This window comes from Sulfurospirillum sp. UCH001 (assembly GCF_001548035.1).
Lineage (GTDB): Bacteria > Campylobacterota > Campylobacteria > Campylobacterales > Sulfurospirillaceae > Sulfurospirillum.
On the sequence record NZ_AP014723.1, the window covers coordinates 936,888 to 951,462 of the forward strand.

The window sequence follows — 14,575 nt, forward strand, 5'->3', positions numbered from 1 at the left end:
ATTTTAAGAGCAACGTACCTATTATACTGTGATTTTTGTAATATCGTTTCTAAATTGATCTATTCAAACAATTTTTTTTGGAGTATAGTCTAAGGCGTTTATCGCTACAATTTCTCAATCTTTTGTATCCTAAAAGGAGATTGTAATGCTCGAATTTCAAACGATTGTGATGTTTGTGACCGCTTCAACGCTTTTGGCACTTGCCCCTGGTCCTGATATCCTTTTTGTCTTAACCCAATCTATGGCAAAAGGTAGCCGTTCAGGTATCGTGATTGCTCTTGGATTATGCAGTGGACTCATTTTTCATACAACAGCTGTTGCACTGGGTGTTGCTGTCATTTTTCAGACGTCAGCGGTAGCATTTACCATCTTAAAATTTGTAGGAGCAGCCTACCTTTTATACCTTGCTTTCATGGCATTCAAAGATGCGAGTAAGAGTAAATTAGAGAGCGATAAAACACCTATTAGCCTCAAAGCGCTTTACAGACGCGGTATTTTTATGAACATTACCAATCCTAAAGTATCTATCTTCTTTTTGGCTTTTCTGCCTCAATTCACCAATCCCGAAATAGGAAATGTTACAGGACAGATTTTTCTTTTAGGCGCATTGTTTATGCTAAGTGCGTTTACTGTTTTTACACTTGTCTCTTTGTTGGCTGGTCGTGTCGGTGCGTGGTTTTCTAAAACACAAAATGGTGAAAAAATTCTCAACCGTGTTGCGGGAACTGTTTTTGCGGCTTTAGCCATTAAATTAGCCCTCGCATCACGATAGGGCTTATCATGAAAAAATCTCAACTTCTCGCGATCATCCTTGCACTTTTTTTCGGAGTGTTACTTATTGAAATCATTTTGAAAAATATTTTAGGCTCATAGAAAATATCATACAGTTGTTCGTCGTAGCTGTTACGATAAGGTAAAAAGAAGTCTAATGGGAGTCTGTATGAAAATAGGTCTTTTTATCCCCTGTTTTATGAATGAGTTATATCCTGAAGCCTCTATGGCAACGCTTAAAGTGCTAGAGAATTTAGGATTGGATGTGGAGTATCCACTAGAGCAAACCTGTTGTGGACAAGCACAAGCCAATACGGGCTGTGCTAAAGAAGCAGGTGTTTTAGCTGAACGTTTCTTCAAAATCTTTAAAGATTATGATTATATCGTTGCTCCGAGTGGAAGCTGCGTAAGTATGGTACGTCACAATTATGCACAATTTTTAGAGGGCCGTGATGGTTTTGAGCGTATGCGAAGTCATACCTATGAGCTTGTCGAATTTTTGCATGATGTGATCAAACCAACCTCTATGAATGCTACATTTAAACACAAAGTTGGAATTCATAACAGCTGTCATGCTCATAGAGAACTTGGTATGGCAAGTATGAGTGAGAAAAATGTACCCGAATTTTCAAAAATCAAAAATTTACTGGACAAAGTAGAAGGCATTAGTTACTCTGAACTCACGCGCAAAGATGAATGTTGTGGTTTTGGCGGAACATTTGCCATTACAGAAGAAGCAATGAGTGTAGCGATGGGACGAGCGCGCTTGCAAGACCATCTTGATGCAGGCAGTGAATACATCACCGGTGTTGATATGTCATGCTTGATGCATATGCAAGGTGTCATTGACCGCGAGAAACTTCCACTTAAAACGATTTATATTGCTCAAATTTTAGCAGGAGATGTGAAATGAGTATTAACCATCCTGAACTTGCAGAAAAATTCGCTACGAATGTAGAGCGTATGAAATGGCACGACAAAGCGCTTTGGTTTGTACGTGTTAAACGCGACAATCAAGCAAAAAGCTTAGACGAATGGGAAGAACTTCGCAACACTGCTGATAAGATCAAATCTCATACGTTAAGCCATTTGGATGAATACCTAGAAGTCTTTGAGAAAAATGCGCAAGCACGAGGTATTCATGTGCATTGGGCAAAAGATGCGAAAGAGCACAATGAGATCGTTCTAGAGATTTTACGCGCTAAAAGTGTGAAGATGATCGTGAAAAGTAAGTCCATGCTCACAGAAGAGTGTCATCTTAACCCATATCTTGAAAAAAATGGTATCGAAGTGGTCGATACAGATCTTGGAGAGCGTATTGTTCAACTTCGCCATGAACCACCATCTCACATTGTACTTCCAGCAATCCATCTTAAAAAAGAAGACGTTGGAACAACATTTGAGAAATTCCTCAAAACAGAAAAAGGCAATTCTGATCCGACATACTTAACCAGAGCAGCTCGTGCACATTTGCGTGAGAAGTTTTTAGGGGCAGATGCTGCGATGACAGGTGTGAATTTCGCGATTGCTGAGACGGGTGGCATTGTTGTTTGTACCAATGAAGGAAACGCAGACTTAGGTGCAGCACTTCCAAAGCTTCATATCGCGTGTATGGGTATTGAGAAGATTATTCCTCGTTTGAAAGATTTAAGTATCTTCACACGTCTTTTAGCAAGAAGTGCAACGGGACAACCTGTAACGACCTATACATCGCATTATCATGGACCTGTTGAGGGCGGAGAGATGCATATTGTTATCGTTGATAACGGTAGATCAAAGATTCTTTCTCAAGAGCGTTATATCAAATCACTTCAGTGCATTCGTTGTGGTGCATGTCTTAATACATGCCCAATTTATAGACGAAGCGGTGGGTACAGCTATGGCTATACGATTCCAGGACCTATTGGTTCAACTTTAGCACCAAGTCGCGATCTTAAAAAATACTATAGTTTACCGTTTGCATGCTCACTCTGTTCTTCATGTTCAAACGTGTGCCCTGTAAAAGTAGATTTAGCGCAACAACTCTATTTGAAACGTCAAGATGTTGTAGATGCTGGGTATTTAAGCCCGACAAAACACAATGCCCTCAAAATGGCAACATGGTTGATGTGCCGTCCAAAACTTATGGATTTTGCAGGCTTTATGGCGCGTAAGATGGTACCGTTATTGCCTCGAGCATTAGTCTATTCTAAATTCAACTTATGGGGAAAAAATAGAGAATTACCACCATTCCCTAAAAACAGTTTTAAAGAACTTTACAAAGAAAAGAAGGGTATCCAATGAGTTCACGTGAAGCCATTTTAAAAGCAATTAGAGAAGGCAGACCTTATAGTGAAGATGCGCTTCCAGAGGTCAATATCGTTCATACGACGTTTGAAGACTTGGAAGGAAAATTTGCAACAACACTCGCTGGTGTTGGTGGTAATGCTGTTTCGTTAGAAAATATGAATTCCGTTGAAGCGTACATTAAAGAGCATTATAAAGATGCGTCTGTCATCGTCTCCACAGTAGGTGAGCTTAAAGGAACGAAAGAGCTTGGTGCGACCGATGATCCACATACGCTCAAAGATGTTGATTTGGCTATTATCAAAGGTGAATTTGCCGTAGCTGAAAATGGTGCCGTATGGGTCAAAGAAGCAGATGCAAGACATAGAGCGCTTTATTTTATTGCTCAAAAATTAATGATTATTGTGCCAAAAGGTGAACTGGTTCATACAATGCATGAAGCCTATGCAAGGGTGAGTTTTGGCTCAAAAGATGTATTTGGTATTTTTATCAGTGGACCTTCAAAAACGGCTGATATTGAACAATCTTTGGTTATTGGAGCACATGGCGCTACAGAAGCGTGCGTGGTGTTTGTTTAATGCTGATACACTCTGAGGGAAAACCCTCAGAGTTCTATTTTACAGTAGCTTCTCTTTAGCCCTAAATTTTGGGAGCTGAGAAATAATAATTCCTCCAAAAATCACAAAACTTGCCATCATCTCCGTTTGACTAAGAACTTCACCTAAAAAGAGATACGCCAAAAGTACGGTAAATACAGGAATGAGATTGACAAAAACAGAGGCTTTTGAGGCTTCAATACGACTAAGCGCTAGGTTAAACATACCATAACCTCCAAGCGTCACCACAATACCTAAGTAGCAAATCCATCCGATAACGTCCCAAGAGATAGTGAGTGGCACTCCCCACGATTCCCAAACGGCTAATGGGAAGAAAAAGAGCATGCCTACAAACGCCTGTATGGCTGTTAAGAAAAGGGCTGAAAATCTTTGACTAAGATATCGCACAGAAATTGCATACCACGTACCACAGATCATGGCACAAAATTCCAAGAAATTACCAAGCAGTGGATTGCTTGCGTGTTCACTGCTTTGCGCTCCAAGACTTAGCCAAATAGCACCAGCAACCGCTAAAACAGAGCCTATAACGACACGCTTGCTTAGGTACTCTTTGAGTACGAAACTAGCAGCTATCGCAGTCATGAGAGGCATCATAGAGGTGATCATACCCGCTTGGGATGCTGTGGTATATTGTAATGCTTTAGCTTCAAAGATGAAGTAAAGACATGGTTCAAAAAGTGTAAGCAAAAGAATGTATTTGATATCTTTTTTTGTAAATTCAAGTTTTCTAAATTGATTGATAAAATAGACAAAGCAAAGACTAGCTATTACCATACGTCCAAAAACAACACTCATAGGTCCAAGGGGTCCAATAGCAGCTTTGAGGGCTATGAACGAGCTTGCCCATGTGAGCATGGCAATCAGTAAAAATAAAATGCCGATCAAATCAATACGCTGTTGCTTCATTGTGTAATCTCTTTAATGAAAAAATGTCTGCCATTGTATCTTTTGTTTGCTAAAATCAGCGCTATAGTGTAGAATGAGTGCATGGAACTTTTTAACATACGTAACATCATTCTTGTCATTGTTCTTATCCTCGGCATCAACTACTACAAAAGTAAGCAAGAGGTTGATGTGCAGAGTCTCTCTTTACCTCTGGATACCAAAATATTGGCATTTGGCGATAGCCTAACGTTTGGTTATGGAGTAGCGCGTGATAAAAGTTACCCCTCACTGCTGGTCGATCTTTTACATGTAACCGTCATTAATGAAGGCTTCTCAGGAGAACTGAGTGCTCAGGGGTTGGCACGTTTACCAAGTGTGCTTGAACGCCATAAACCCGATATTTTAGTCTTGTGCCATGGTGCAAATGATATGTTGCGAAAGCAAGACTTAACACAAACCAAAGCCAATCTCAACCAAATGGTCAAAATGGCAAAAGAGAAAGGTATCTATGTTTTGTTAGTAGGCGTTCCAAGTTTCGATATTTTAACGTTTAATGTACCTTCGTTTTACTATGAAGTTGCCAAAGAAAATAACATTGAAATCGAAGATAAAAGCCTGAAAAAGATTATGGATGGTGAAAATCTCAAATCAGATAAAGTGCATCCTAATGAACAAGGCTATGAATTAATGGCTAAAAATATCGCACGAATACTCAGTGAAAACTACCATTTATCCGCGAAAACGTTTTAAAATCCCCTTCAAATACTCTTCTGCAAGTGTCGCAATTTCAGCTTCTGAAAGTGTAATCGGCGTTGTTTTACTAGGAACATTGTTTAGAAGTACCGCAAGTTGTGTGCATGTTTTAAAAAGCTCTTCAGGCGCCATTTTAACCATGATTTGTACAACATCATTGGGAAGGTTTTTAGGTTCTAATTGATGTAGTGCTGTAATATGTGCTAAAAATGTTTCGATGGTTGGATGCAAGATCATTTCCTTATTTTTTGTGTGCAATTATGCCACATTCTTGAGGCGTCTTATCCATTAACTTTTTCATGTAAGGATGAACTCCACTCTTCCACGTTACAATCTGTTCATTACAGTTAAAGGGCTTTGCATGAGTATGTACGATCTTGAGGCGTTTTTACGCTCCATTCACCCGTTTCAACTGCTGACAAAAGCGGAGATAAGTAAAGCCATAGGTGCTATGAACATCGCCTATTATAAAAAAGAGACTGTGCTTCTCTCTCCTTCAAAGCCTTCTGAGTTTTTATACATCATCATCAAAGGTGAAGTAGGGGAGTATAACGAAGAAGAACTGCTTAAAGTGTACAGCAAGTCCAATTCATTTGATGCGGATGCACTGATTTACAACAAAAGCGAGAGCTGTTTTAAAGTCCTTGAAGAGCTTATCTGTTATGAACTCAAAAAAGAGGACTTCCTCTCACTCCTTGATAGCAATGCCGCATTTAAGGCATATTTCATTCAAGACCTTGCCAATAAAATCCAATCTGCTAAAGCTAAAGAGTATACCACTGAGCTTTCGGGTTTTATGATGGCACGGGTGCAAGACAGCTATTTACATGAGCCAACTATTGTTGAGAAAGAGTGCTCCATCATGGATGCGCTCAAGCAGATGGAGGCCAAAAAAAGCAGTTGTATCATCGTACGTAATGGCGATGGTTATGAGTATGGCATTGTAACTGATAGTATTGTGCGTCGTCATGTTCTTTTTAACGAATATGACAAACATGCCGCAATTGGACCGATCGCACTGCATCCTATCATAACCATCGAAGCCGATGACTATTTATTCAATGCGCTTCTTAGCTTTACCAAGCATTCGATTAAACGCATTGTTGTAACGCGTGATGGTGAAATTATAGGTATTTTAGAGCAGTTGGATTTGCTGAGCTACTTTGCCAATCATACCTATCTTGTTGCCGTTCAGATACGAAAAGCAACGACCGTTGATGAGCTAAAACAAGCCAGTTCTGACCTCATTAACATTGTAAAAAAGCTACATGTAAAAGGGACAAAGGTTGATTATATCGCTAAGCTCATCTCTGAAATCAATGAGAAGATTTACGAAAAACTCTATGGGATGATTTTACCACCTGAGTTGGCTAAAAAAGCGTGTTTGATTGTTATGGGGAGTGAAGGGCGTAAAGAACAACTCTTAAAAACCGACCAAGACAATGCCCTTATTATCGATGATGGTATGGATGAAAGCCTGTATGTTCCTTATATGCAACGCTTCACCGAAACGCTCATCGACTTTGGTTTCCCCCGCTGTGAAGGTAACATCATGGTTTCAAACCCTTATTGGTGCAAGCATTGGAGTTCTTATCATAAAGAGATTATGAGGTGGTTTGATGCTCCAACAATGGAAGATGTGATGAACCTTGCGATCTTTTTTGATGCGATTCCTGTTGCAGGTGAAAGCTCAATGCTTCTTAAACTTAAAGCTGAAGTATTTGAGCGAGTAGAGGGGCAAAGCCCTTTTTTAGCCAACTTTGCTAAGGCTGCCATAGCGTTTGAAACACCCATAGGCATTTTTACAACACTGATTTCTGAAAACAATAAAATTGATGTCAAAAAAGGGGGTATCTTCCCCATCGTTCAAGGAGTGCGTGCACTTGCATTAGAGCATAAAATCGAGCCTACCGATACAGTAACACGCATTAAAAAACTTGCAAAACTCGATGTCATCGATAGTGATTTTGCAGGTGCGCTCATCGAGGCACTTGATACGCTTCTAAACTTGCGTCTCAAAGAGCGTTTAGCACGAGGCGAGGGCAAAGGGCTCGATAACTTTGTTAACATCGAAAACCTCAACCAATTAGAGCTAGAACTTCTCAAAGACAGCTTTAAAATTGTCAACAAATTTAAGAAGTTTTTGATGCATCATTTTAAACTCTCTATGGTGAGTTAAGATGTTTGCCTCTTTTTTTGCCAAGCGTAATGCTAAAAACCTTAACGATGAACAGTACCGTTTTTTATTTGAGGAAGCTCCTTTGGATGAAGTGGTGGTCTTTGATACCGAAACAACAGGCCTCAATCCTAAAAAAGATGAGATTCTCTCTATCGGAGCGGTAAAGCTCAAAGGCAACAAAATCTTGATGTCCGAAAAGTTTGAACTCTTTGTAAAACCCACACGAGAGATCAATGAACAGAGTATCAAGATTCACCAAATTCGCAATATAGACCTACAAAATGGGTGTGAAGCACGTGAAGCGATTACGAAGTTTTTACACTTTATCGGATCTCGTCCGTTGGTCGGTTATTACCTTGAATTTGACATCAAGATGATTAACAAATACCTAAAACCCTATCTTGGCATCACTTTACCAAACCGACAAATTGAAGTCTCAGGGCTCTACCACGATAAAAAGATAAAGCTCATTCCTGATGGCGTTATAGATTTACGGTTTGATGTTATGATGAAGGATTTGGGCTTGCCAATTTTTGGCAAACACGATGCCCTCAATGATGCTGTGATGACAGCGATGATGTACATTAAACTTCAAAATATTGAGAAGGTCTAGTGTTTTTTATGAAGATCTTTGAGTGTAGAGTTTTTAAACATTTCATCGATGAGTTGCTTAGGCTTTGACCAACATTCATGCAAAGCACAATGCTCACCTTGCCCACAGAGTCCTTCTCCCATAATACATACATCATCATTTAGATCATTCATTACTTCTAAAATATCGTAAAGGGTGATTTCCTCAACAGGTTTTGCAAAGATAAATCCACCATTTTTCCCTCTGGTTGAACTAATAAATCCAGCTTTTCCTAGATTAGTCATAATGCGTGTGAGATATTTATAAGGGATATTGAGTGTTTCTGAAAGTCCTTTTGCAGTATGCTGGTCTTCTTCATGAAGGCTCATGTGTGACAAAATGCGTAGAGCATATTCAGATGTTGTTTTAAGTTTCATACGATTCTCCGTCAATTCATAAACTTCTTGCTATAGAAAATTGATTGTAGTGTTCTAAGAAGTCATCTGTATTGTATAGAAAAAATATTAAACACAGATAACACAATAAATATAGTATTTTTAAAGTAAAAATCTATCAGCAATTTTTAATTTTCGCTTTAGTAGTATTGCACTGGTTAAATACTACCTTTTGGTAGTAATAAAAAACAAAGGATGAGGTATGACGTTTTTGAACTCTTTAGAGTTGTTGGCATTCCACAATGTTGCATATACCATTTATGCATTGCTCATTATTGCGATCATTGCTTGGTTTGGTTATAACCTTACACGTAGTGAAGCAGCAAAGCCTTTAGTGCGCATCCCTTTTTATGGGTTTATCGCATTTTTGGTGGCAGCGGGAGTCGGGCACCATATTTTTACGTACAATGTAGTTCCTTGGGTTGCACAGGACATTATGCGTGAAAGTATCACACCAGATAAAGTCTATAAAGTTGTGGTTGAAAAACATCAGTTTCAACTTCCAAGTGAAAAGCTTGTCGTCGAATGCGGGCAAAAAATATTGTTTGATGTTACGAGTAAAGATTTGGTCTATGGTTTCGGACTATTCCGTAAAGATGGAACCATGGTAACGCAAATGCAAGTCAATCCAGGTTCTAAAAATACCATTTTATGGACATTCCATGATGAGGGTGTATTTGATCTTATGTCGACAGAGTACTCTGGTCCAAAAGGAAATGGTATGTTCGTACCTAGCATTATGGAAGTGAGAGGTTGTAAAACCAAATTGGCTCAAGGAGGTTCTAAATGAGTTTTATGCATGATTTTGTTCATGGCGCAGATAATAAATTTGATCATATGAGTTTGAATGCTTTACAAAAAGCAACACTAAGAGCCGTTGTCGTTTCATTTTTATTTTATGGATTGGCAGCGTTAGAGGGTATGATTATGCGTGCAGCGTCTATTGCACCTTCTGTTCCTCCTGTTCATGGTAGTGTCGATCATTACTTCTCTATTATGACCGTTCATCCTATCGTTGGTATTTTTGGTTCAACCTATCAGTTAGTGTTTGGAGCATTTCTTTTCCTCGTGCCATTTCTAACAAAAAAGCCGTTGTATAGCATTAAATTAGCGAATGCTACATGGATTTTAATTACGGTTGGAACAATGACATCGTGGTTAGCTTCATTTGTTTATAACTATGCACCGCTTTATACGCTTTACTGGCCATTGCCTGCGGATACAACACAATTTAAAGCGATTGGTGGCGTTATGTTTATCGTCGGTGTTGCGCTCATTATGATAGGAACATTGCTCTTTATTTATAACATTTATGCAACCGTCTTTTCAAAAGTGGGTGTTCATAAGAACAAAACAACAAAAGAGCTTCTTATCTCTGGTTTTGGTATCGATGGTATGCTCAATCTTGTTCATAAACTGACTGGTAAACAACCGTATTCAAAAGAGCCAGCGCTTTCGTTACCTGTTGTTGCTATTTTTAGAGGAACAGTCGATACCTTCCTCGATGCGCTTGTTATTTTATCAGCGGGTGTTTTAGTTCTTGTCTATCTTCTTGCCGATATGGGTGGCGTTAAATTAGATGTTGCGTCTATTGATGCGCTGTTATATAAAAACTGGTTCTGGTGGGGACTTGACCTTGTTGCTGATGGATTGGTACTTATCTATGTCGCGGGTTCTTGGTATCTTTTAGCAACACTGATAACAGGGCAAAAACTTTTTATGGAAAACGTTGCACGTGCGGCGTTGATGCTAGAGCTTTTGGTTTCATGGATGGTGTGGTCTCACCACTTGCTTGCAGATCAAGGTCAACCAGAAATGATGAAACTTATCTCTGGCGAGATGGTAACGGCGTTTGAACTTTTGACACAAGGTTTAGCGCTGTTCATTACACTTGTAACCCTTTGGAAAGCAAGACCGCTTAAAATGACAATGGAGCTCAAATACCTTCTTGGCGGTTTAATCGGATTTGGTTTGGCTGTTCCTGCGGGTATCATTCAAGCCGATATGGCAATGAACCGTGTCCTTCACAATACGCAATGGATCATCGGTGCGCACGTACATATTGCAATTATCGTTGGTCTTTATATGACACTTTATAGTGCGGTATATGTCCTTTGGCCACTGGTAACCAACAATGCAAAGCTTTGGAGTACAAAACTAGCCAATGCGCATTTCTGGTTACACCTTATTGGTGGTATCGGTATGGGTGCATTTATGGGTATGGCAGGACTTGATGGTATGCTTAGACGTCATCTTTACTTCAATGGCGAATATAACCTCTTTATGATTCTTGCAGCGATTTGTGGCACGATGTTACTTGTTGCTTGGCTTCTTTTCTTGTTCAACGTCATTATGTCTGTTGGACTCAAAGGTCTTATTGGTATCTTCTTACCATCAAAGAACAAAGAAGCAAGCTATGGCATTGAGCCAGCAAATGCTTAATCTTTTTTGCACCGCTTTATGCGGTGCAACTTCTTTATAAAGTGTCAACGATGATACATTTAGAACGTGTTGCACGAGAGATTAAAACCATAGGGCTTTATGATTTAGTCTATCAAGATGTTGAAAAAGCGCTTGGTAAGAAACATATCGAACTCATCGATATAGAACACTGTTTACAAACACATCCTGAGATTTTAGAAGCTTACAAACAAACAAACCTCGAATACAACATCAGCAATATCCATATCAAGCCTATTGATGAAGCATTGGTTGATACGGAAGATAAAAAAGATGTAAGGCGTGTGAATACGAATTTAGCAACACTACAAGAGATTGAAAAATACACGATTGATTTTGAACAAAGTTCGATTCTTGTCATTATCATGTCAATCGAATTTTTTGTCCTCTTTTCGGTGCAGTATTTTATTGTCTTGCTTAACTTAAAAGAGTGGCAGTGGGAGATTTACGGTGTGTTTGGGCTCTCTGTACTTTGGGCTTGGCTGTACGCTAAAAAAGAGCGCAAAAAGTTTGAGCATCATGCATGCATGTATGCAAAACTTTATGAAGAAACACTTCAACTCTTGGATGCTCTTGAGAGTAAAGGATGCATTGAGAGAAAAAATTTAATGATACAAGAGAGTAGTGAAGACCATATTTAAAAAGATTGAAAATTAAAATAAAATCAAGGGATAGATATGTTTTTTGCGACAATTAAAAGAAAATTGTTCCTTATGTTAGGTATTTTATTCATAGGTGTTTTTATTTTAGGCTATGAAATCATCACCTTGAGTCATGATGGTAAAATGACTGCTACACGGTTATGGATCATCGGAAAGGTAGAAACTCACGTTGCGCAAAGCATGATGGAGCTAAGAGGTTTTCAACTCTTCCTTGATGCCAAACGTTTAGAATCATTCGAGCAAAATTATAAAGAAACGCTCTCATCTATCGATACACTTTTCCCCATTTTACTTGCTAAAATAAACCAAGAGAGAATTGTTGCATTAAAAAACGATGTAGAGAAGTGGTACGCAATTAGTAAAAAACGTGTTGTATTACTTCAAAAACATGGATCTGGTATTCAAGAGAATACTTTTGCCCAAACCAACGCAGCAGAATATGAAGAGTTTAAAGCACTTACTCTCCAATCTGCTACACTGTTTGATGCGATTATTCATCAAACAAACGTTTTAGGCGAGGGTGTAAAAGAGGTCAATTTTGAAAGCCTTGATAACAGTGCTATGATGGGAAAAATTGCACTGGGTAGTGTTTCTTTGTTTTTGCTGGTTCTTTTTGGCATAACCAACCAAAGCATTCAAAAATCTGTGATTAACGCAAAAAAATGGATAGAGTATATTCAACACCATAAAGACTTACAGGTCAAGATAGATACGGGTTCAAACGACGAAATTAAAGAGACAATGAACTCACTCAACCTTCTGCTCGATGAGATATCTCGTACGCTCAATGCTGCTAAAAATAATGCCTTTGAAAATGCATCTGTTGCCGAAGAACTTTCCCAAACATGTTTTCAAATTGGTCAAAGGGCAGAAGAAGAAGCGGGTATCGTCACGGTAACAACACACGAGGCGCAACATGTGTTGTTACAGATGGAAGAGATGAATGAACGTACCAATGAAGCGGAGAATATAACCCTTGAGGCACAAAAAAGTTTAACCATAGCACAACGTTCATTAGAGGAAACATTAACCCAACTCAATGAAACCGTACTTATTGAAACACATATGAATGAGAGACTGAATCATCTTGCAACCGAAGCGGTTCAAGTAAAATCAGTTTTAAATGTGATTAGTGAAATCGCAGATCAAACTAACCTTTTAGCCTTAAATGCGGCTATTGAAGCGGCACGCGCAGGGGAACATGGACGAGGTTTCGCGGTGGTGGCTGATGAGGTAAGAAAGTTAGCAGAGCGTACGCAAAAAAGTTTATTGGAAACCAATACTACGGTCAATTTAATTGTACAGTCAATCAATGATATTAGTGGCGAGATGAATACCAATAGTGTGCGTATTCATGCGCTATGCAATCTCTCTGAAAAAGTTTCAGTCCAAACCAATGAAGCTGTTTCTATGCTGAATCAAACTACCGATGTGACTCATCATGTTGCTCTTAAAATGAAAGAGAATATCAAGCTTGTTCATGAAGCGGTCATCACTAAAATAAGTATTATTAACGAGCTCTCAAGCTCCAATGCTAGAAGTGTCGAAGAGATCGCATCTTCTGCAAAACATGTTTCTGCTTTAGCTGAGGCACTTAGCCAATCTCTCGCTGTTTTTAAAACCGCATAAGTGTGAGGAGAAAATTCTCCTCATACTCCTAGATGATGCATAAATCCATAATGCTTATGCTATGTCTATGCTACGAAATTGATATAATATAACGTGATAAATATTTGATGCGACAACTATAGCGTTTGAGATAAAGTTGCCGGTTTGTACTGGCTCATTTATAGCAGTTGTTGGTTTTCAAAAAGACTGACAATTTACATCAATATATGTTGATATATAAAGGATGTTGTGATGCAAAATGAATCTACAAAAACCGCTTCTGGTATGGGCTTTTTTGAGCGTTATCTTACCGTGTGGGTGGCTTTGTGTATTGTTGTAGGTGTTGCTATTGGTCAGTTTTTTCCTATTATCCCTCACACGTTAAGCCGTTTTGAATATGCCAATGTCTCCATACCTATCGCGATTCTCATTTGGTTGATGATTTACCCGATGATGCTCAAAATTGACTTTGCGAGTATTTTAGATGCGGGTAAAAAACCTAAAGGTTTGTGCATTACCTGTACGGTGAATTGGTTGATCAAACCGTTTACGATGTACCTTATTGCGGCATTATTTTTTAAAGTAATTTTTGCAAGCTTTTTGCCTGAAAATCTTGCGAATGAATACTTAGCAGGAGCCATCTTACTAGGCGCGGCTCCTTGTACGGCGATGGTGTTTGTATGGAGCCATCTCACCAAAGGCGATCCTGCTTATACCTTGATTCAAGTAGCGGTGAATGATTTGATTTTACTTATTGCATTCACGCCCATTGTGGCTTTTTTGCTGGGTGTAAGCAATGTTTTTGTCCCTTATGACACGCTCTTTTTATCGGTGATTTTATTTGTTGTTATTCCTTTACTTAGCGGGTATCTTTCACGTCGTTACGTCATAAAGCACAAAGGGCTTAGTTACTTTGAAAATGTGTTTATTAAAAAATTTAACAACACGACCATTTTAGGGCTTTTGCTCACACTTATCATTATCTTTACGTTTCAAGGCGATATCATTCTCAACAACCCGTTGCACGTACTTTTGATTGCAATTCCTCTTACTATCCAAACGTTTTTTATTTTTTACATCTCGTATGGTTGGGCACGTGTGTGGAAACTTCCTCATAACATTGCAGCACCTGCTGGCATGATAGGTGCAAGTAATTTTTTTGAGCTCTCTGTAGCCGTAGCGATTACGCTCTTTGGATTGCAATCAGGTGCAACACTCGCAACAGTCGTAGGGGTACTGGTGGAAGTGCCTGTCATGCTGGCATTGGTGCGCATAGCAAACAATACAAGAGAGTGGTTTGAAAAGTAAGGAACATATAGGCTACGAGA

At 39.0% G+C, this 14,575-nt stretch carries 15 protein-coding genes; 12 read left to right on the forward strand and 3 right to left on the reverse strand.

The window, feature by feature from the left end; translation table 11 throughout:
- Nucleotides 1–145 precede the first annotated feature (145 nt).
- The 4 genes from UCH001_RS04625 (at nucleotide 146) to UCH001_RS04640 (ending at nucleotide 3,635) form a co-directional block, all read left to right on the forward strand.
- Nucleotides 146–772, forward strand: a complete 627-nt coding sequence (locus UCH001_RS04625; protein WP_067174881.1) for a LysE family translocator — start codon at nucleotides 146–148, stop codon at nucleotides 770–772.
- Between the two features lie 168 nt (nucleotides 773–940).
- Nucleotides 941–1,684: a (Fe-S)-binding protein gene (locus tag UCH001_RS04630; protein ID WP_067178470.1), complete on the forward strand. Its 744-nt coding sequence runs from the start codon at nucleotides 941–943 to the stop codon at nucleotides 1,682–1,684.
- Nucleotides 1,681–3,054 (forward strand): lactate utilization protein B, encoded by a 1,374-nt coding sequence (locus tag UCH001_RS04635; RefSeq protein WP_067174882.1) that lies wholly within the window; start codon nucleotides 1,681–1,683, stop codon nucleotides 3,052–3,054. Before UCH001_RS04630 ends, UCH001_RS04635 begins: the two co-directional genes overlap by 4 nt.
- Nucleotides 3,051–3,635: an LUD domain-containing protein gene (locus UCH001_RS04640; protein WP_067174887.1), complete on the forward strand. Its 585-nt coding sequence runs from the start codon at nucleotides 3,051–3,053 to the stop codon at nucleotides 3,633–3,635. The genes UCH001_RS04635 and UCH001_RS04640 overlap by 4 nt, the downstream gene beginning before the upstream one ends.
- 39 nt (nucleotides 3,636–3,674) lie before the next feature.
- Here UCH001_RS04640 and UCH001_RS04645 read toward each other — a convergent pair whose 3' ends face one another.
- The gene (locus UCH001_RS04645) at nucleotides 3,675–4,580 is read right to left on the reverse strand and encodes a DMT family transporter (RefSeq protein ID WP_067174888.1); all 906 of its coding nucleotides are present in this window, start codon (nucleotides 4,578–4,580) and stop codon (nucleotides 3,675–3,677) included.
- Between the two features lie 81 nt (nucleotides 4,581–4,661).
- Between UCH001_RS04645 and UCH001_RS04650 the strand changes: the two genes are divergently transcribed.
- A complete protein-coding gene (locus UCH001_RS04650) occupies nucleotides 4,662–5,309 on the forward strand; it encodes an arylesterase (RefSeq protein ID WP_067174890.1) in 648 nt (215 codons plus the stop codon).
- On the opposite strand, the gene UCH001_RS04655 is transcribed toward UCH001_RS04650, so the two are convergent.
- Nucleotides 5,289–5,543 carry a hypothetical protein gene (locus UCH001_RS04655; RefSeq protein WP_067174891.1) on the reverse strand — a complete coding sequence of 85 codons (255 nt, stop codon included), beginning with the start codon at nucleotides 5,541–5,543 and terminating at the stop codon, nucleotides 5,289–5,291. The genes UCH001_RS04650 and UCH001_RS04655 overlap by 21 nt on opposite strands.
- A gap of 130 nt (nucleotides 5,544–5,673) precedes the next feature.
- On the opposite strand from UCH001_RS04655, the gene UCH001_RS04660 reads away from it, so the two are divergent.
- Both UCH001_RS04660 and UCH001_RS04665 read left to right on the forward strand, forming a co-directional pair.
- On the forward strand, nucleotides 5,674–7,491 hold the full coding sequence (locus UCH001_RS04660; RefSeq protein ID WP_067174893.1) for a putative nucleotidyltransferase substrate binding domain-containing protein: 1,818 nt from the start codon (nucleotides 5,674–5,676) through the stop codon (nucleotides 7,489–7,491).
- 1 nt (nucleotide 7,492) lies between these two features.
- Entirely contained in the window at nucleotides 7,493–8,104 is a 612-nt protein-coding gene (locus tag UCH001_RS04665; protein ID WP_067174894.1) for a 3'-5' exonuclease, read from the forward strand.
- Here UCH001_RS04665 and UCH001_RS04670 read toward each other — a convergent pair.
- Nucleotides 8,101–8,499 carry an Rrf2 family transcriptional regulator gene (locus tag UCH001_RS04670; protein ID WP_067174896.1) on the reverse strand — a complete coding sequence of 133 codons (399 nt, stop codon included), beginning with the start codon at nucleotides 8,497–8,499 and terminating at the stop codon, nucleotides 8,101–8,103. The genes UCH001_RS04665 and UCH001_RS04670 overlap by 4 nt on opposite strands.
- A 220-nt stretch (nucleotides 8,500–8,719) precedes the next feature.
- Here UCH001_RS04670 and UCH001_RS04675 point away from each other — a divergent pair, with 220 nt between their 5' ends.
- The 5 genes from UCH001_RS04675 to arsB all read left to right on the forward strand — a co-directional run bounded on the left by UCH001_RS04675 (nucleotide 8,720) and on the right by arsB (nucleotide 14,555).
- Nucleotides 8,720–9,307 carry a hypothetical protein gene (locus UCH001_RS04675; protein WP_067174898.1) on the forward strand — a complete coding sequence of 196 codons (588 nt, stop codon included), beginning with the start codon at nucleotides 8,720–8,722 and terminating at the stop codon, nucleotides 9,305–9,307.
- Nucleotides 9,304–10,959, forward strand: coding sequence for a cbb3-type cytochrome c oxidase subunit I (locus UCH001_RS04680; protein ID WP_067174899.1), 1,656 nt, complete (start codon nucleotides 9,304–9,306; stop codon nucleotides 10,957–10,959). Before UCH001_RS04675 ends, UCH001_RS04680 begins: the two co-directional genes overlap by 4 nt.
- Before the next feature lie 50 nt (nucleotides 10,960–11,009).
- A complete protein-coding gene (locus tag UCH001_RS04685) occupies nucleotides 11,010–11,618 on the forward strand; it encodes a hypothetical protein (RefSeq protein ID WP_067174902.1) in 609 nt (202 codons plus the stop codon).
- Nucleotides 11,619–11,654: 36 nt separating this feature from the next.
- Nucleotides 11,655–13,268 carry a methyl-accepting chemotaxis protein gene (locus tag UCH001_RS04690; RefSeq protein ID WP_067174904.1) on the forward strand — a complete coding sequence of 538 codons (1,614 nt, stop codon included), beginning with the start codon at nucleotides 11,655–11,657 and terminating at the stop codon, nucleotides 13,266–13,268.
- 231 nt (nucleotides 13,269–13,499) lie between these two features.
- The gene (arsB, locus tag UCH001_RS04695) at nucleotides 13,500–14,555 is read left to right on the forward strand and encodes an ACR3 family arsenite efflux transporter (RefSeq protein WP_067174907.1); all 1,056 of its coding nucleotides are present in this window, start codon (nucleotides 13,500–13,502) and stop codon (nucleotides 14,553–14,555) included.
- The last annotated feature ends 20 nt before the right edge of the window (nucleotides 14,556–14,575 follow it).